General features: G+C 59.3%; 17 protein-coding genes. 8 read left to right on the top strand and 9 right to left on the bottom strand.

Features of this window, described 5'->3' with window-relative positions; all coding sequences use genetic code 11:
• Window positions 1–3 precede the first annotated feature (3 nt).
• The 6 genes from ACP7AL_RS23925 to ACP7AL_RS23900 form a co-directional block, all read right to left on the bottom strand.
• A complete protein-coding gene (locus tag ACP7AL_RS23925; RefSeq protein WP_425994893.1) occupies window positions 4–1,053 on the bottom strand; it encodes a branched-chain amino acid ABC transporter permease in 1,050 nt (349 codons plus the stop codon).
• A complete protein-coding gene (locus ACP7AL_RS23920; RefSeq protein WP_425994891.1) occupies window positions 1,050–1,922 on the bottom strand; it encodes a branched-chain amino acid ABC transporter permease in 873 nt (290 codons plus the stop codon). Before ACP7AL_RS23920 ends, ACP7AL_RS23925 begins: the two co-directional genes overlap by 4 nt.
• Window positions 1,919–3,778 (bottom strand): AMP-dependent synthetase/ligase, encoded by a 1,860-nt coding sequence (locus tag ACP7AL_RS23915; protein ID WP_425994889.1) that lies wholly within the window; start codon window positions 3,776–3,778, stop codon window positions 1,919–1,921. Before ACP7AL_RS23915 ends, ACP7AL_RS23920 begins: the two co-directional genes overlap by 4 nt.
• Window positions 3,775–4,554: an ABC transporter ATP-binding protein gene (locus ACP7AL_RS23910; RefSeq protein ID WP_425994887.1), complete on the bottom strand. Its 780-nt coding sequence runs from the start codon at window positions 4,552–4,554 to the stop codon at window positions 3,775–3,777. Before ACP7AL_RS23910 ends, ACP7AL_RS23915 begins: the two co-directional genes overlap by 4 nt.
• The gene (locus tag ACP7AL_RS23905; RefSeq protein WP_425994885.1) at window positions 4,551–5,342 is read right to left on the bottom strand and encodes an ABC transporter ATP-binding protein; all 792 of its coding nucleotides are present in this window, start codon (window positions 5,340–5,342) and stop codon (window positions 4,551–4,553) included. Before ACP7AL_RS23905 ends, ACP7AL_RS23910 begins: the two co-directional genes overlap by 4 nt.
• 95 nt (window positions 5,343–5,437) lie before the next feature.
• The gene (locus tag ACP7AL_RS23900; protein ID WP_425994883.1) at window positions 5,438–6,247 is read right to left on the bottom strand and encodes an enoyl-CoA hydratase-related protein; all 810 of its coding nucleotides are present in this window, start codon (window positions 6,245–6,247) and stop codon (window positions 5,438–5,440) included.
• Between ACP7AL_RS23900 and ACP7AL_RS23895 the strand changes: the two genes are divergently transcribed.
• From ACP7AL_RS23895 to ACP7AL_RS23865, 7 genes are read left to right on the top strand one after another with little or no spacing between them, the layout of a single operon-like run.
• Window positions 6,237–7,229: an enoyl-CoA hydratase/isomerase family protein gene (locus tag ACP7AL_RS23895; RefSeq protein ID WP_425994881.1), complete on the top strand. Its 993-nt coding sequence runs from the start codon at window positions 6,237–6,239 to the stop codon at window positions 7,227–7,229. The genes ACP7AL_RS23900 and ACP7AL_RS23895 overlap by 11 nt on opposite strands.
• 1 nt (window position 7,230) lies before the next feature.
• A complete protein-coding gene (locus ACP7AL_RS23890; protein ID WP_425994879.1) occupies window positions 7,231–8,049 on the top strand; it encodes an SDR family oxidoreductase in 819 nt (272 codons plus the stop codon).
• A 16-nt stretch (window positions 8,050–8,065) separates the two neighbouring features.
• Complete coding sequence (locus ACP7AL_RS23885; protein WP_425994877.1) at window positions 8,066–9,565, top strand: class I adenylate-forming enzyme family protein; 1,500 nt, start codon at window positions 8,066–8,068, stop codon at window positions 9,563–9,565.
• Window positions 9,562–10,338 (top strand): enoyl-CoA hydratase/isomerase family protein, encoded by a 777-nt coding sequence (locus ACP7AL_RS23880; protein WP_425994875.1) that lies wholly within the window; start codon window positions 9,562–9,564, stop codon window positions 10,336–10,338. The genes ACP7AL_RS23885 and ACP7AL_RS23880 overlap by 4 nt, the downstream gene beginning before the upstream one ends.
• 1 nt (window position 10,339) lies before the next feature.
• Window positions 10,340–11,494: an isovaleryl-CoA dehydrogenase gene (locus tag ACP7AL_RS23875; protein WP_425994873.1), complete on the top strand. Its 1,155-nt coding sequence runs from the start codon at window positions 10,340–10,342 to the stop codon at window positions 11,492–11,494.
• Window positions 11,495–11,528: 34 nt separating this feature from the next.
• On the top strand, window positions 11,529–12,314 hold the full coding sequence (gene badI, locus ACP7AL_RS23870) for a 2-ketocyclohexanecarboxyl-CoA hydrolase (protein ID WP_425994871.1): 786 nt from the start codon (window positions 11,529–11,531) through the stop codon (window positions 12,312–12,314).
• A 51-nt stretch (window positions 12,315–12,365) separates the two neighbouring features.
• Window positions 12,366–13,562, top strand: a complete 1,197-nt coding sequence (locus tag ACP7AL_RS23865; RefSeq protein WP_425994869.1) for an acyl-CoA dehydrogenase — start codon at window positions 12,366–12,368, stop codon at window positions 13,560–13,562.
• A gap of 1,140 nt (window positions 13,563–14,702) precedes the next feature.
• Here ACP7AL_RS23865 and hemA read toward each other — a convergent pair.
• On the bottom strand, window positions 14,703–15,989 hold the full coding sequence (gene hemA / locus ACP7AL_RS23860; RefSeq protein ID WP_425994867.1) for a 5-aminolevulinate synthase: 1,287 nt from the start codon (window positions 15,987–15,989) through the stop codon (window positions 14,703–14,705).
• A gap of 143 nt (window positions 15,990–16,132) precedes the next feature.
• Between hemA and ACP7AL_RS23855 the strand changes: the two genes are divergently transcribed.
• On the top strand, window positions 16,133–16,339 hold the full coding sequence (locus ACP7AL_RS23855; RefSeq protein WP_024576617.1) for a YgaP family membrane protein: 207 nt from the start codon (window positions 16,133–16,135) through the stop codon (window positions 16,337–16,339).
• Window positions 16,340–16,376: 37 nt separating this feature from the next.
• Here ACP7AL_RS23855 and ccoS read toward each other — a convergent pair whose 3' ends face one another.
• A complete protein-coding gene (ccoS, locus tag ACP7AL_RS23850) occupies window positions 16,377–16,535 on the bottom strand; it encodes a cbb3-type cytochrome oxidase assembly protein CcoS (RefSeq protein ID WP_425995199.1) in 159 nt (52 codons plus the stop codon).
• Window positions 16,535–18,727: a cation-translocating P-type ATPase gene (locus ACP7AL_RS23845; protein WP_425994864.1), complete on the bottom strand. Its 2,193-nt coding sequence runs from the start codon at window positions 18,725–18,727 to the stop codon at window positions 16,535–16,537. Before ACP7AL_RS23845 ends, ccoS begins: the two co-directional genes overlap by 1 nt.
• Window positions 18,728–18,736 lie beyond the last annotated feature (9 nt).

The raw sequence follows: 18,736 nt of genomic DNA, 5'->3' as shown, positions 1-18,736 counted from the left end.
GCTTCAGTATCGAAATGGCCAATTACTCCAGAGACGCTTCGCGTCCCGCCACAGACCCATCAGGCCATCCGGCTGGACGCGCAGCACCACCACGATCACGATGCCGTAAAGCAACCCGCGGACCTCGAGTGCACGGGTCGAGAACACCTCCGTCAGCCCGCTGCCCAGCATATCGAAGAGCCAGCGCGTCACTTCTGGCAGCAACGACATGAAGATCGTGCCGAGGATAGCGCCTGCGATCGAGCCGAGACCGCCAACAATAATCATGGCCAGCGCTTCGATGCTGACGAGCAGCGCGAAACTGTCGACGTTGATATAACGCACCTGATAGGCACCGAGCGCACCAGCCGCGCCGGTGAAAAACGCCGAGATCGCAAATGCCATCAGCTTGTAGGACACCTGATTGATGCCCATCATCTCTGCAGCCGTATCGTGATCGCGGATCGCGGCGAAGGCCCGCCCTACCCGGCTGCGCATGATGTTCATCGCGGCCACCACAAACAGCACGGCCATCACAAGGCTGAAGTAGTAAAAGGCCGCCTTGGTCGCGAGTGGAAAGCCGAAAATCGTGGGCGCAGGCAAGAATAGTCCGGCTGAACCGCGGGTCAGCCAATCCAGATTGAGAATGGTGTGTGTGGCGATGACAGTGAATGCGAGCGTCGTAATCGCGAGATAGAGTCCCTTGAGCCGTAGCGACGGGACGCCGACGAGCAACGAGAGCAACGCTGCGAACAACCCGCCGCAGATCATGCCTGGAACAATCGATAGCGAATAATCTACGGCAACAATGCCTGCAGTGTATGCGCCGATGGCAAGGAAGCCAGCTTGTCCCAGCGAGATCAGTCCGCAGACGCCAGTCAGCAGATTGAGACCCACAACGCCAATGGCCGTGATTAAAATTGTCGTCGCCAGAGTCAAGAAGTACGGACCCGCAACTGCCGGCAGCGCGAGGCACGCCAACAGCAAAATTCCTGTCCAGACCTTAACCGCTGTGGAGTCCGTGAAGGCAACCAGCTCGGGATAGCTTTGCTTGAAATGACCTGCACGCATCATACTCGCTCCACATCGCGGGTTCCGAACAATCCGAACGGACGGATCATCAGAACCACCAGAATGATCACGAAGCCGATGATTTCCTTCAGCCCCCGGCCGATATAGCCCTCGCCAAGATTCTCCAGGATGCCGATGATGAAGCCGCCAATCGCCGAACCGCCGACAGCGTCCAGCCCGCCCAGAATGGTCGCGGGAAACGCCCGCAAGCCGAACGCGGACATATCCGGACCGATTTCATAGATCGTCGAAACCAACAAGCCGGCCAACCCCGCGGTCGCGGCGGCCAGCGCCCAGGCCAGTGCATAGATCCGGCGCACGTCGATCCCCATCAGCAACGCAACGGTTTCATTGTTCGCAGCAGCGCGCATGGCGATGCCGGAACGCGTATAGCGATAGAAGGCGGCGAAGCCTGCCATGATAACGACGAGGAATCCGATCGCGATTGCCTGCGCCAGATAGAGACGGATCGGCCCGAGAACCAGGACGCTGTCGCCGGGCTGCGCAGGAAACTCGAGCGGCGCCGCGCCCCAGATCAGCACCACCAGCGAACGAATGATGATCGCCAGACCGACCGTCATCATCACGATGGAGATGGTTGGCTCGCCGATCATCGGCCGGATCAGAAGCATTTCGACCAGCAGGCCAATCACGATGGAAACGATAATGACAATCGGCACCAGCGTCCAGAAACCGACGCCCGTGTGAATGGCGATGGTGTGCGCAAGATAGGCATTCAACATCATCATCTCGCCGTGGGCGAAATTGATGACGCGGGTTGCCTTGTAGATGATGGCGAAACCAATGGCGACGAGACCATAAACCGCGCCGACGGCAAGTCCGGAACCAAAAAGTGCGAAAAAATAGCTCACGCCTTTGCTCCGTATATCTCGGCGATCTCGCTCGCGAATTTTTGCTCGATTGCCTTGCGACGGACTTTCATAGTCGCCGTCAGTTCGCCATCGTCATGATCGAGCTCTTTCGACAGCAGCGAGAACTTGCGCACCTGAGAAACTCGCGCGAAGCGCGAATTGGCGACATTGACCTCGCCATTGATCAGTTCACGCACGTCAGGAAGCAAGGTCAGGCTTCGATAGGTGGTGAAAGAAAGCCCCCTCTCCTGTGCCCATTTTCCGACGGAATCGTAGTCGATCTGGATCAGCGCTGCCACGAAGTTACGGCCATCGCCAACGACAATCGCTTCGCGGATATGAATACTCTCTTTCAGAGCATGCTCGACTTCAGAAGGTGAGATGTTCTTGCCGCCCGACGTGATGATCAGGTCTTTTTTGCGATCTATAATCTGCACTTCGCCGTCGACGATGCGCGCGATATCACCCGAGGCAAGCCATCCGTCGTTAAGGACCGCGGCAGTCGCCTCCGGCGCGTCGAGATATCCGAGAAATACCGATGGTCCCTTCATCTGCAGTTCGCCGTCTTCTCCAAGGCGATACTGCAGCGAGGGAATGGGCACACCGACGCATCCGAATGCGGTGTGATCCGGCTGCTGCACCAGTGCAACCGCAGCCGTTTCGGTCATCCCGTAGACCTGATAGATCGGTAGGCCGACTGCCCGGAAGAACAACAACGTCTCCGGTGAAACAGAGGCGGCGCCGCAGAAACACACGGCGGCCCGATGCAGACCTGAGAATCTCTGAATGTTCCGAAACATCAGCAAATACAGCAGTTTTCCAACCAGCTTGTCGCGTAGTCCTCTGCGGTATCCGCCCGAGGCGATTTCACGACGCGCAATCGGCACCGCCAGTGCGAGGGCAGCCTGATAAGCCCAGCGATGAAAGGAGTAAGACTCCTTAATCTTGATCGTGATGGTCTGCTGAAGCTTTTCCCAGATGCGCGGCACGCCAAGGAACAGCGTGGGTCCGATCTCGCGCAGGTCCATCGAAACGGTGTCCACCGACTCCGCGAAGTTGACCACCGAGCCACAGCACAGCTGCATCACGGTCGAGAACGAACGCTCCGCGACATGACACAGCGGAAGATAGCAGAGCACCTCAAGGTTTTTTCCTTGGTAGCCGAACGTATCGACCACGCTGCAACCGGCAACCAGCATATTTCGATGAGAGAGCAGCGCCCCCTTCGGGGCACCTGTCGTACCCGACGTATAGACGATAATCGCAGGATCGTCCGGAGAGCGCGCTGCAGCCCTTTCCCGATAGTTAGTGAGAACCACAGCATCGCTCTCAGCCCGACGCTGCCCGCGTTCGATCACTTCGGCGATGCTTACGAGACCATCTTCCTGATAGCCGCGCATACCCTTGTCATCGACGTAGATGATCCACTTCAAGTTTGGCAGACCGCGCTGCCTCCGCGCTTCAAGAACCTTGTCGACCTGCTCCTGGTCTCCACACACTGCGATCCGCGACCCCGAATGATCGAGAATATAGGCGAGTTCCGCCCATGGGCTCGTGGGATACAGTCCTACGCAAATGCCGCCGAGTGACTGCGCCGCCATGTCTGCATACATCCACTCCGGAATCCCCTCACCTGCGATCGCGAGTCGCTCTCCCTCACGGAATCCGAGTTCGGCAAGGCCGAGCGCCAGCAGTTCGACATTGCGCGCATACTCACCCCAGGTAATCCGTTTCCAGATTCCGAAGTCCTTTTCCCGGAACGCGAGCGCATCGGGCTGGAGTTCGCTCCACAGCTTTACCAATTGAGGAATTGGCAGCGAGCCGGTGCGCGCCTGATCGCGGATCGAAGCCGTCATGCTGCGTCGCTCCTCGCGTTTCCGAGATATGCCGCCATCACCCGCGGATCCTGCGATACCTCCGATGGCGCGCCTTCGCCGATCTTCTTGCCGAATTCAAGAACTACGACCTGATCGGAAATATCCATCACGATCCCCATGTCGTGTTCCACCATCAGCACCGTGATATCGAGCTGTTCTTTGATATCCAGAATGAAACGCGCAATATCTTCGGTTTCTTCCTGGTTCATGCCAGAGACCATCTCATCCAGAAGCAGCAGACGCGGATTCATCGCGAGCGCGCGGCCAAGTTCGACCCGCTTCTGTAAGCCATAGGACAACGTCCCGACCGGTAGGTCACGGACGCTTTGAATTTCAAGAAAATCGATAATCTCCTCGACGCGGCGGCGCGCCTCGATCTCCTGCCTGCGTACACCACCCCAATACAGTGCCGCCGTCAGTGGATTGGCTGATAATTGCGAATGCATCCCGACCAGAATGTTGTCCACGACGGATGCATGAGCGAAGACCGCAAGATTCTGGAAGGTACGGCCAAGTCCACGATGAGCCATGCGATGTGCTGGCAGGCCAGTGATCGCCTCGCCCTCGAACCGCACCGTTCCTCGCGTCGGCGGCACAAGGCCGCTGATCATGTTGAAGACCGTGGTCTTACCGGCGCCGTTCGGCCCAATCAGGCTGCAGATCGCACCGCGCTTGACGGAGAATGAGACATCCTGCACCGCATGCACGCCGCCGAACGACTTGCCGAGTTGATTGACTTCCAGAATTGCGTTCACGACAGCCACCGCTTGCGACGTTTGTAATGCTTCACATCCCGCATGCTGCGACGAACGCCCTTGGCACCAAGCCCAAGGTAGAACTCACAGACATCTTCATTGCGCTTGAGTTCTTCCGAGGTGCCGTCGAGCACGACCCGGCCGTTCTCCAGAACGAACGCATTGCGCGAAGCATCAAGCGCCAGGCTTGCATTTTGCTCCACCAGCAGGACGGTGAGACCGCCCTCATTGCTCAGGCGCGTCACTGCTGCGTAGATCGCTTCCGCCATAAGAGGGGCGATGCCCAATGACGGCTCATCAAGCATCAGTAATCGCGGATTGGCCATCAGCGCCCGTCCGATTGCCACCATCTGCTGCTCGCCGCCGGAAAGGTAACCGGAGAGAACCGCGCGGCGCTTCTTAAGTTGCGGGAAGAGCTGATAGATCTCTTCGAGGCGGCGGGCGATGTCGGCACGATTGGTGGTGTGGCCTCCGACCACCAGATTTTCTTCTACCGTCAGCTCGATAAAGAGCTTCCTGCCTTCCGGAACATGCGCGATGCCGAGCCGCACGATATCATCCGGCGCAAGCTTGGTAAGGTCACATCCCTCGAAGCGAATAATGCCATCGCGGATCTTGCCATCCTCAGGATAGAGCACGCCGGAAATGGCCTTCAGCAGCGTGGTCTTGCCTGCGCCGTTCGCACCAAGCAGAGCCGTAATACCGCCCGCGGTCACATTGAGGGACGCATTGCGAACAGCCTCGATGGCGTTGTTGTAGACCACCTGAAGGTTTTCAACCTCAAGCATTTGTTTCCCCAATTCCAGCCTCTTCGAAGGGCCGCGGCAGGAGAGCTATCAGTGCCTTGGAGCAGGCGCAAGAAAAAAACGGTTGTCCGCCCGTTTCATTGCCAAGACGGATTTCGCTTTTCGAGGAATGCCGTCAAGCCTTCACGGGCATCGCCACCCTCCCAAGTCTTGACCAACGCCTCGGCAGCCTCCTTGATTGCAACCTCAATATCTCGCGCACTTCCCCGCCGGAACAACCGCTTGGCCTCGGCGATTGCAGCTGGTGAAGACTTCAATACCGTTCGCAACTCGGCCTCCACGGCGACATCAAGTTCGTCACGCGCGACAACGTGATGCACCAGTCCTATCCCGAGCGCTCTTTGCGCTGCCATCGGATCCCGCCCCGTGAGGAAATGCGCGCGAGCCCCCGCCTCACCAAGACGGCGGACGACGAACGGTGAAATCATGGCAGGAATAATTCCAAGCTTGACCTCGGAGAGCCCGAAAACTGCTTCAGAACAGGCCACCGCGATATCGCAGGCACATACAAGGCCGAAGCCGCCTCCGATTGCCGCACCGTTGATACGGGCGATGACCGGCTTGGGACAGGCATCGATCGCGACCAGCAGCTTTCCGATTCGTTCAGCATCCGCACGGCGCTGCTCGTACGATTGATCGAGTATTCCCCGCATCCAACGCAGATCGCCGCCTGCACTGAAACTCTTTCCCTCGCCAGTCAGCACGACCACACGAACGTGGGACGCGGCCGATAAGGCTTCGATTGCGTCGGTCAGGGCCGCAACTACCTGCGGATTCCACGCGTTGTGAACGGCCGGGCGATTCATGATGATCCGCGCCACGCCGCGCTCGTCAATATCGCAAAGAACGACATCGGCCTTGATATCGGAGGAAGATTTGGCGGTCACAGCGCACCTCATAAACAAACGGTCAACCGTTGCTTTCTTAGACAGGATTTGCTACGGCGTCCAGACTGACATCACAGGCGTCGAAAGGCGCTTCGTGCCCTGCGAACAAGTTCGCCTGCTGTCGACGTCGCTCTTCTCGTTGCCGGCGTACGGGAGTGAACTCCTAACTATCGCAACGGAGAACATGATGCCCCGCGAGTTTTCCACCATTGAGCTGACCCTCGACAGTCAAGTCGCGACGATCTGGTTAAATCGGCCGGAAAACGGCAACGGCATCAATCTTCAAATGATGACGGAATTCAAAACCGTCGTTTTCGACCTCGAGGCCAATCCCGATATCCGCGTCGTCGTACTGCGCGGGCGCGGCCGACATTTCTCCGTCGGCGGCGATATGGCGATGTTCACAGAGGCAGGCGATACGATCGCACGCGCGATCGCGGACGTCATAACCAATTTTCACGATGCCCTGCTCTCGTTACGGCGCTCGGCCGCAACATCCATTGCGGTCGTGCATGGCGCATGCGCCGGAGGCGCGCTGTCACTGGCGCTGGCCTGCGACTTCGTCGTCGCAGACGACAATGCGAAGTTTGCAGCCGCCTACCGCAAGCTGGGCGCCAGCGCTGACGGCGGCATGACGCATGCCCTGACCCGCGTACTCGGACAACGCCGCGCCCTCGAACTCCTGCTGCTAAGCGAAACGTTTACTGCCGCCGACGCCTTCCAGATGGGACTAATCAATCGGTTAGCGTCCTCTGCCGATCTTGAGACGGAAGTCAGCCGTATGGTCGATGTCTTGCGCGGAAATGCTCCGGCTTCCGTACGCGCCCTGAAAGGCCTCGCCTATCAGGCTCCCACGACATCATTCGATCAACAGCTTTCATCCGAGCTCGCAGCCTTCGCGCAATGCGCAGGCACCGCGGATTTCCGTGAAGGTGTAAACGCGTTCACTGAGCGCCGACAGCCTGTTTTCAAGGGAGCATGACATGAGTCCGTTGCAGGATAAGGTTGTATTCATTACCGGTGGCAGCCGCGGTATTGGTCGCGAGATCGCGCTCAAGTTCGCGGCGGACGGCGCGAAGATCGTGATCGCTGCAAAGACGAGCGATCCACACTCGTCCCTTCCCGGCACCATCCATACGGTCGCCGATGAAATCCGCCGCGTCGGCGGAGAAGCTCTCCCTTTGCAGGTGGACGTCCGGGATACTGAAGCCGTCAAAAACGCAATAGAGGCTACGGTTAAAACATTCGGCTGCCTTGATATCCTCGTTAACAACGCGAGCGCGATCAGCCCGACCGGACTTCTCGATACCTCCCCGCAGCGCTATGACCTGCTGCAATCAATCAACACCCGCGGAACCTATCTCTGCTCGCACTATGCGATTCCGCATCTTCGGATGTCAAAGAACCCGCACGTACTCACGCTGTCGCCGCCGATCAGCACGGGTGCAAGATGGTATGGCACTTATGCGGCCTATGCTATTTCCAAGTACGGCATGACCATGTGCACGCTGGGAGTCGCAGAAGAATTCCGGCGAGACGGCATCGCTGCAAACGCGCTTTGGCCGCGAACCATGATTGCAACCGACGCCGTCCGCGTGCATTACGAAGATGACTATCGCCGCAGCCGGCATCCCGCGATCATGGCAGATGCTGCTTATCGGATCGTGACCAAAGACAGTCGCACGTTCTCCGGCCATAGCCTGATCGATGAAGACTTCCTGCGGGACGAAGGAATTTCGGATTTTTCGCACTACGCGATCAATCCGGACACTGAGCTCGCCGCCGATATTCTGATCGACTAACTTCTAGGGACCCTGCATGCAAGCCGTCGGACAATGGATCAATCTTCATGCGCGTCAGCGGCCAACCAAGGTCGCCATTGTCGACGACCGGCGGCGCCTGACCTATGCGGAGCTTGATCAGCAAACAGACGCTCTCGCCGCAGCATTCGCAGCCCGCGGCGTTCGTGCCGGTGACCGCATCGGTATTCTTGCCGGCGCCTCGGTCGAATGGGTGCTGGTATATCTTTCCATCGTCAAGCTCGGCGCGGTTGCGACCGCACTGAACTACCGCGAGACGCCCGATCGTCTGGTCGCGATGATGCAGAGTGTGGGCGTGAGCTTGTTGTTCACCGATGCGGGCTCGCGCGCCGGGGTGTCGGGCTTCCCCGGTCTGCCCGATACGATCGAACTGTCCCGCTCATCGCTGGATGACCTAACAGCCCGGCATCGCGAACCGCATGCCTTCGCGCGCGTACACCCTACGGACGGAAACGTCATTTTGTTTACCGGAGGCACGACCGGCGTCTCCAAGGGCGTGCTGCTGACCCACGCGAACCTGTACTGGAACGTCATCAATGAGGCGCTGTCCACGCGGATGACCGAGTGGGACACCACCCTGCTCGGAACCGCGCTGCATCACTCGGCGGCTTTGAATACCTGGCTGCTACCGCATCTCTATCTCGGCGGCACGGCTGTGATCTTGCGCGAGTTCACTGCAGACGCATGGATCGAGATGATGCAGCGTGAGCACGTTACCAACGGATTCACACCGCCCACCATGGCGCGGCAGGTGGTCAAGCATCCGAATGCCACCAAGGCGGACTGGCGTCATTTCCGCCGCTGGTATTCCGGCGCGGGCATCCTCCCCCGTCACGAGCGCGAAGAAATGGAATCGCTCAATCCGGGTCTCGGCATTTATTACGAGTACGGTTTGACCGAAGCCGGCCCCATCGTCACCGTTCTACAGCCTGAAGACTACGATCTCGCTCCCGGCAGTATCGGCCGTGCGGTGCGCCATTGCGAAATTCGCATGCTGCGGGAAGATCGAACCGACGCGCTGCCGGATACGGTCGGAGAGATCGCGGTCCGTGGCCCCGCAGTGATGAGCGGATATTTCAACCGCCCCGAAGAGACCGCGAAAGTATTCCATGATGACTGGCTTCTAACCGGCGATCTCGGCGTGATGGACCCGAACGGATTCATCACGTTCCATGACCGCTCTAAGGACATGATCAAAACCGGCGGCCTGAACGTCTACTCGCAGGAAGTCGAGCATGTGCTGGCAAAGCATCCTGCGGTCAGGGAAGTCGCCGTCATCGGCACGCAGGACGATCATTGGGGTGAGATGGTTACTGCCGTCATCACTTTACATAACGGCATGTCCGCGGACGAGAACGATCTGATCTCGTTTGCAAGGAAGGAGCTCGGCGGCTACCAGACGCCCAAGCGTATTCTCTTCATGAGTTATGACGAACTGCCGAAAAACTATCTCGGAAAAATTCTCAAGCGCGAACTCCGCACAAAGGTTGATTCATGACTGTCTTGCGTGACATCCCACGCCCCGGCGTAGCTCTCATCACAATCAATCGCCCCGACAAGCTAAATTCCATCGACCCTGCGACGGATCTGTTGCTCCGCGAAGCCTGGGCTTGGGCGGAACAGGCCGACGACGTTCGCTGCATCGTTCTCACCGGAACGAAGAAATCATTCTGCGCAGGTGGCGATATCGCCCAGCTTCTGCCCGATCTGCGCCGCCGCAACGAGATCAATGCCGATGACGGCACGTTCTGCGGACTGACGCGTGTTTATCCCACACGCAAGCCAATTCTCGCGGCGGTCAATGGACTCGCCTTCGGCGGCGGTCTTGAACTAGCGCTGGCATCCGACATCCGCATCGCCAGCGCCAACGCAAAATTCGGACTCCCGGAAGTACAGGTCGGTGTGCTGGCCGGTGCCGGCGGCGCGACCCGCCTCCCTCGCTTCATCGCGCCCGCTGTCGCGGCGGAAATGCTGCTGACCGGTGAAGCGATCGATGCCGACACTGCGCTGCGCGCCGGTCTCATCAGTCGTGTCGTCTTGCCGGAGCAGTTGATGGACATTGCATTCAGGATCGCGACACGTATTGCCGCGAATGCGCCGCTGGCGATTGTCCGAACTCTCGAACTAATCCGTAAATCCCGCTCGCTGAGTCTTGCGGACAGTCTCGATATGGAGCGCGCGAGCCTTCAGTATTTGCTGGCTAGCGCGGATGCGAAGGAAGGCATCGCTGCTTTCTCCGAAAAGCGCATTCCGGCATTTACAGGACACTGACATGCTCGACATCTACGCATTGGACGAGACTACTCGCCAGATCAAGGACAGCGTCGCGGCCTTCGCAAACGAGCGGATCGCGCCGCTGGCCGATGAGGTCGACCGAAAAGATACCTTCCCGCGCCACTTGTGGCCGAACCTCGGCGCACTCGGTGTCCTTGGGATCACTGCTGACGAAACCGATGGCGGCGCAGGTCTGGGCTATCTCACACATGTTGTTGCGTCCGAAGAGATTTCGCGTGCTTCCGGCTCCATCGGGATTTCCTACATCGCCCATTCCAATCTGTGCGTGAACCAGATCCGGCTGAATGCAAATGTCGATCTGCGCAAACGCTATCTGCCGAAGCTGATCTCTGGCGAACATGTCGGTGCGCTTGCGATGAGCGAATCTGGCTCCGGGTCGGATGTGGTCAGCATGAAGCTGCGGGCGGATCGAAAAGGCGATCGCTTCGTCCTCAACGGCAGCAAGATGTGGATCACCAATGGCGATCATGCCGACGTCTATGTGATTTACGCCAAAACCACCCCGGATGGCGGCAAGCGCGGCATTACAGCCTTTGTAGTTGAGCGGGATACACCCGGCTTCACGCGTGCGCAAAAGCTCGACAAACTCGGCATGCGTGGCTCGGGTACATGCGAATTGGTGTTCGAGAATTGCGAAGTACCGGCAGAGAATGTCCTTGGAGCAATCGATGCCGGCGTCCGCGTTTTGATGAAAGGTCTCGACTATGAGCGCATCGTCGCTGCGTCCGCGTCGGTCGGGTTGATGCAGGCGGCGCTCGATATTGCCTTGCCTTACGTTCGCGAACGCAAACAGTTTGGTCAGCCGATCGGAGAATTTCAACTCGTTCAGGGGAAGCTGGCCGAGATGATGACCGCACTCAATGTCTCGCGCGCCTATCTTTATACTGTAGCTGCCGCAGCGGATCGCGGACTGCCGCTCCGCAAGGAAGCCGCCAGCGCCATCATGTTCGCATCGGAAGCCGCAACGCGCGTGGCGCTGGATGCCATCCAATTGCTCGGCGGGAATGGCTACATCAACGAATACGCGACAGGCCGCCTGCTGCGCGACGCGAAGTTGTACGAGATTGGCGCCGGCACAACCGAAATCCGCAAGATGCTGATCGGCCGCGAACTTGTTCAGGCCAGCGAATAGCCGCAAGCTCTCTCATCGCACCGAGGAGAAGACCATGACGTATGAAGACATCATCTATGAAGAGCGTCCCAAAGGCGTCGCCCGAATCACCATCAACCGGCCGGCGAGCTATAATGCCTTCCGTGGCCAGACCGTCGAGGAATTGATCCATGCTTTTCAGCGCGCAGGATGGGACAAGTCGATCGGGGTGATTGTTCTGACCGGCGCGGGCGACAAGGCGTTCTGCACCGGCGGCGATCAGGGGGCGCATGACGGACAGTACGATGGCCGTGGCACTATTGGTCTTCCCATCGACGAATTTCAGAGCGTCATTCGCGATATGCCGAAGCCTGTCATTGCGAGGGTCAACGGCTTTGCCATCGGCGGAGGCAACGTCCTGGCGACAATCTGCGACCTGACAATTGCATCCGACAAGGCACAATTTGGACAAGTCGGCCCGAAGGTCGGCTCCGTTGATCCCGGATTCGGCACCGCTTATCTCGCCCGTGTAGTCGGAGAGAAGAAAGCGCGCGAAATCTGGTATCTGAACCGGCGCTATACCGCGGCGCAGGCGGTCGAAATGGGGCTGGCCAACATCGCCGTCCCACATGACCAACTCGATGCAGAAGTCGATCGCTGGTGCGAGGAATTGCTTGAACGGAGTCCAACCGCTCTTTCTCTCGCCAAACGCTCTTTCAACGCAGACACGGAGTCTATCCGGGGAATCGCCAGCATGGGAATGGCGGCGCTCAGCCTCTACTACGACACGGAAGAGTCGAAAGAAGGCGGACAGGCATTCCGGGAAAAGCGAAAGCCCGATTTCCGCAAGTTCAATCGCTGATCGACCGAAACAGAACAGCGCATCTCCGCAGCACGCAACAGGAATAAGACCATGACGACATCAACCAAGCGCGCTGTATTCCAGTGGGATGATCCGTTCCTGCTTGACGATCAGCTGACCGAAGACGAGCGCATGATCCGCGATACCGCGCGCGCCTATGCGCAGGACAAGCTGCTGCCGCGCGTGACGCAGGCCTATATCGAAGAGAAGACCGACCGCGAAATCTTCAACGAGATGGGCGAACTCGGCCTGATCGGCGTCACGCTGCCGGAAGAGTATGGCTGCGCCAATGCGAGCTATGTCGCTTACGGCCTGATCGCGCGCGAGATCGAGCGGGTCGATTCCGGCTATCGCTCCATGAACAGCGTACAGTCGTCGCTGGTGATGTATCCGATCTATGCTTACGGCGACGAGACCCAGCGCAAGACGTATCTGCCCAAGCTCGCCACCGGCGAATGGGTCGGCTGCTTCGGCCTCACTGAGCCCGATGCCGGCTCCGATCCCGATGGCATGAAGACCCGCGCCGAGAAGGTGGCCGATGGCTATCGCCTGACCGGTTCGAAAATGTGGATCTCCAACGCGCCGATCGCCGACGTGTTCGTGGTGTGGGCGAAGTCCGCCGCACACGACAACAAGGTTCGCGGCTTCATCCTCGAGAAGGGCATGAAGGGTCTCTCGGCACCGAAGGTCGGCGGCAAGCTCTCGCTGCGCGCCTCGATCACCGGTGAAATCGTGATGGACGGCGTTGTCGTTCCCGAAAGCGCGCTGCTGCCGAATGTGTCGGGTCTCGCCGGCCCCTTCGGCTGCCTCAACCGCGCCCGCTACGGCATTTCATGGGGTGCGATGGGCGCTGCAGAAGACTGCTTCCATCGCGCGCGTCAGTACACGCTGGACCGCAAGCAGTTCGGCCGTCCGTTGGCTGCGACGCAGCTGGTGCAGAAGAAGCTTGCCGACATGGAGACCGAGATCACGCTCGGCCTGCAGGGTTCGCTGCGTGTCGGCCGCCTGATGGACGACGGCCGGATGGCGCCGGAAATGATTTCGATCATGAAGCGCAACAACTGCGGCAAGGCGCTCGACATCGCCCGCGTTGCGCGCGACATACACGGCGGCAACGGCATCTCCAGCGAATACCATGTGATGCGCCACGCGCAGAACCTGGAGACCGTGAATACCTACGAGGGCACTCACGACATTCATGCCCTCATTCTCGGCCGCGCCATCACCGGCATTCAGGCGTTCTCGTAAGAGTGACTGTAAGAACCGCATGAACTAGAGTTGCGTTGATCTTTCCCGTCTGTAATCGGCCTGTTGCGACTGCCGGCCTACCACGCAGTGGTTTATTCTCCGGTCTCTTGCGCACGGCTCTGGAAAATGGGAATTCTTCAATGGCTGGCCAGAATGTCGGCCAATTTAGGAAGGTGACGGTTCGATTCCGGTCTCTGTAGAGATTCAGCGCGCTTCAAAAGCCCGCCATTGGCGAGCCTTTCTTACATAAAAGAAAGAAATTCTCTTAATCGCACACTGGATGGCTGACGACGCAGTGCCGATCGCGCCGGTCTCCGGCTGAATTCCCTGCTAACAGCTAATTTTACAGGGAAAATGCCCGAATTTCGGTTCAAGTGACCGAGCCAACAGCAACGTAGGAGTCAAAATCCGCACTTTCTGACGAATTCCCTAGTTCCGATATCAGGGAAAAGCTCTCCACCCATCAGGGAATGGATCGAACGGTATCAGGGAATATAAACGCGTGGCCGGCACAATCGAGCGCTCAACAAGTCCCTAAGCCATGCTCACTCGGCTTCAGGCTCGCCCAGCAGTCTTCCGCTTGATTTGTGAATGAAGTGCAGCCGCGTGCAGGCAGAGCACAAGACTGCCTTGTACACCTGTTCCGCTTCGGGCTGCTCATCCTTGGGCATCCATGTCTGCACGTTCAGACCCGTGTGAGGACACCGGTAAATCAGATTTGCCATCCCGGCATTGTGGTCAAGCGATCCCGCCCCCGATTTGATCTACCTCAAATCCGATCGACACCATCGCCTTGTCTGAATCCAGGATGGGTCAGGCCTCCCGTTTCAGGTGTTCGGCCGCTGATCTGAATCAAGATGGCCTTCGAGCCAACGGCTTAGATTGGCGGTATGTGGCAAGACGTATCAACCGCGCCGACTGAGCAGTATCTCGCGGTTGCTGTCATCGATAAGGAAGTGCACGCAAACATCTTTCCGTGCATCCTGACGGATGACGGCTGGCTGAACGCAGAGACGATGAAACGGCTTGAAGTTACGCCGACGCATTGGCGCAAATGGCCGGCCATGACCTATTTCTGCTGTTGCGGCTGAGGAGCTACAGTCGCGGCCGTCGCCGGATACAGGCCCGGTTCAAGTCACGTCAAAGCCCGAACCTGCACCATGCGCTGGACAAGGCCGCCACCAATTGATCGATGTGTTCGTCGGTGTGCAGCGGCGTGGGTGTGATGCGCAGCCGCTCTGTTCCGCGCGGAACGGTCGGATAGTTGATCGGCTGAATGTAAATGCCGAAGTCATTGAGCAGGTAATCGCTGACGGCCTTGCATGTCTTCGCATCTCCGACAGGAACAGGCACGATATGCGATCCGTTCCGCAGTTGTGGAAGTCCGTGGGCATCCAGCATCCACTTCAGGCGGGCGACGCGGTTCTGGTGCCGCGCCCGTTCCCGGCCCGACGTCTTCAGATGCCGGATGGCGGCCGCCGCGGCCGCGCAAACCGCTGGCGGTAAGGCCGTCGTGAAGATAAATCCCGGCGCATGGGAGCGGACGGCATCGACGAGCGCGGCGGAGCCGGCGATATATCCACCGAGACAGCCAAACGCTTTCGCCAGCGTCCCTTCGATCACATCGATGCGGGCGGACAGCCCCCGCTGTTCGCTGATGCCCCCGCCGCGCGGGCCATACATCCCGACGGCATGAACCTCATCGCAATACGTCATGGCGCCATAGCGCTCGGCCAGATCGCAGATCTCCTCGATGGGAGCGATGTCTCCGTCCATCGAATAGAGGCTTTCGAACACGATGAGCTTCGGCCGTTGCCTGCTCGCCGCCCTCAGAAGCTGTTCGAGATGATCGAGGTCGTTGTGACGGAATATCTGCTTCTCGCAACTCGACTGGTGAATCCCCTCGATCATGGAATTGTGGTTGGACGCATCCGACAGGATCAGACAGCCTGGCAGCAGTTTTCCAATTGTGGAGATTCCCGTCTGATTTGAAACATAGCCCGACGTGAATACGAGAGCCGCCTCTTTGTCGTGCAGGTCGGCCAGTTCCCCTTCAAGCTCGACCAACGGATGATTGGTGCCGCCGATATTGCGGGTGCCTCCGGCTCCGGTGCCCATGCGCCTTGCGGTCTCGACCATCGCTCCGACAACGGAAGCATTCTGGCTCATCCCGAGATAGTCGTTCGAACACCACAGCACGATATTGCGAGGCCCCGTTGCCGCGTGCCAGATGGCATTGGGATATCCGCCGGCAATCCGCTCGATGTCGGCAAACACGCGGTAGCGTTGTTCTTCGTGAAGCCGGTGGAGTGATGCCTTGAAGAGAGCTTCGTAATCGGTCGTCCCGGCCTGCTTGACGACGTCGCAAAATCTCACAGGCGGCTGCGCCTGCGGCTTAATTGCAAACGCTGAATTTGCGAGCGGCATCGTTGAGACCTCTATTGTGCTGAACCACAGGATGCCGCAGCCCGGAGCCTGTCTTCTTGATGCACATCAAGGCCTTTCGAAGCCAATCAGCTCAACCTCCAAAAAGGCTGCTTGCCGCAGCCGATTGTCATGGAGGCTGTCGTATGTCGCGCAACGTGGGTATGGCGGATCGAATGGTCCGCATCGTGGTGGGGCTTGCACTGATCGCGTTCGCGCTTCGCAACGGCCTTCCGATCAAAGGCTGGGACTGGGCCGGGCTGATTGGATTCGTGCCGTTGCTTACGGGACTTTTTGCGACCTGCCCGGCTTACAGCCTGATCGGCTATTCAAGCTGCGAAAAGCGCAGGTAGCCCTCCGGCGACCTCACGGCTAAAACCCGCTGACCCCTTATGCGGGCGGCAGAGGCGGCTCGTCGTCGGAAATCGCGCGCCATCCCGCACCATCGAGATCATCGTACTGCCCGCTCCTGAGCGACCAAAGGAAACCCAGGAGACCGATGAGGCCGAGCGCCAGGGCGAGCGGCACGAGATAGGCGAGAACTTCCATCACGTCACCTCCGGCGCAACGCGGCGCGCGCGCAGCGAGTTCAGCATGACCAGGATCGACGATCCCGACATGGCCGCCGCTGCGACCAACGGCGTTGCGTATCCCGCGATCGCGATCGGAACAGCCAGAACGTTGTAGCCGATCGCCAGCGCCAAATTTTGCTGCATCAGTTGCAGCGCCTTGCGTGAGAAATCGACGGCGGCCAGCACCGGAACAAGATCCTTGCCGAGAAAGATCATGTCTGCAGCCGCCTGGCTGAGATGGGTCGCGCTCACCGGCGACATCGAAACCGATGCTGCCGCAAGCGCCGGTGCATCGTTCAGGCCGTCACCGACCATCATGACCATGCGGCCGCGCCGCTTCAGGTCTTCGATATGAGCAATCTTGTCAGTCGGTGTGAGACCCGCACGCCACGCGCTAACTCCCAAGGCCGTCGCGGCATGCTTTACGGCAGGCTCTCTGTCGCCAGAGAGAATCTCGACCGCCACGCCGCGTTTGACGAGGCTGCGTATCGTGGCCGCTGCATCCGGCCGAAGCTGCTGCCTCACCGCGAACACGTATCGCTCCTGCCCCCTGCTGAAAGCAACCACGGAAATCTCCGGATCGGTGCCCAGAATCTCGTTCGCCAAGCGCTCTGCATTGCAGAACGACGGCCGGCCGAGCCTGAGTTCGACTCCATCGATCAGACCTCTCACGCCCTGCCCCGGTTCTTCCACGATTCCTTCCAGCGGAGACGTCGTTTTCGAGGCGCGAGCGACCGCTGCCGCAACCGGATGATGGCTGGCCAGAGCCAGCCGTCCCGCCAGTTGAAGGACGTCGGCCGGAATGGCCGCCGCATTCACCACGTCGAGTTCAGGCAAGGTCAGCGTGCCCGTCTTGTCGAAGACGACCGTATCGACATCAGCGACGCGCTCAACCGCATCGCCGGAATTGAGCAGAACACCGGCGCGGAACAGCGCACCCGCCACGATCGTTTGCACCGCCGGGATCGCCAGGCCGAGCGCACATGGACAGGTAATGATAAGAACCGCGATCGCGGTGACGATTGCATCGTGCCAGTTGGCGCCGAGCGCAACCCATCCCAGCATTGTGAGCAGCGCCGTCGCGTGCACCACCGGCGCATAAAGCCGTGACGCCCGGTCGGACAGTTGCACATAGCGCGAGCGGGCCTGCAGCGCGTTTTCAAGCAGCCGGGAGATCTCCGACAGGAGCGTTCCTTCCGCTGCCGCCCCGACCCGGACGCGCAACGTGCCTGAAATATTCATTGTCCCGGCATAAACCGCAGTGCCGGCCTCCGCCGCGACATACCGCGTCTCGCCCGTGATGAGGCTCTGGTCGATCTCCGATCGCCCATCGATGACCTTGCCGTCGATGGCGCATCGTTCACCCGGACGCAGAAGCACGATGTCGCCGGGAACGATGGCCGCAACAGGTACTTCCCTGATTTCAGTAGGAGATACGAATTTGGTCGCGGTCTCGGCCTTCAGCGCCGCAAGATTTCCGGCGACGGCTCGCGTGCGGCGGCGCATGTTCTGATCGAGATAACGGCCCGCGAGCAGAAAGGTGAGAAGCATGATGGCCGCATCGAAATACGCATGCTCGGCATGATGGATCGTCTCGACGATCGACATGCCGAGCGCCAGCACCACGCCGATACTGATGGGAACATCCATATTGACGCCGCGCGAGCGAAGCGCGGTATATGCCGAGCGGAAGAACGGCTGCCCGGCATAGGCTGCGGCCGGCAGGGCGATCAGGGCCGACAGCCAATGGAAGAAATCACGCTGCTCCGGAATCATATCGGTGACGTTGCCCGACCACACCGGAATCGACAGCATCATCACATTCATGGTGGCGAAGGCAGCCACCCCAAGGCAGCGCAGCAGAAATCGCGACTGCTCGGCCTCAACCACTTCCGCCCGGACCGGTTCGAACGGATAAGCCTTGTATCCGAGCGCTGCGAGACAATCGACAAACAGCGCCGGATCGAGTTCGCCCTTCTTCCACTCCACCGCCAAACGCCGGTCGGTCAGGTTGACCCGCGCGAGGGTCACGTCCGGGATGGCGGACAGTCCGCGCTCGATCTTCATCATGCAGCCGGCGCAACTGACGCCCTCAACTGCGAGATCGAGATGGGCAAGACCTGAGCCAAGATCCTTGACGTAGTACGAGAAGTCCCGGTTGAGAGCCATGACGTCTCC

This window comes from Afipia sp. DC4300-2b1 (genome assembly GCF_049895725.1).
GTDB classification, from domain to species: Bacteria; Pseudomonadota; Alphaproteobacteria; order Rhizobiales; family Xanthobacteraceae; genus Afipia; species Afipia broomeae.
This window is presented reverse-complemented; position numbering and strand designations above follow the sequence as displayed.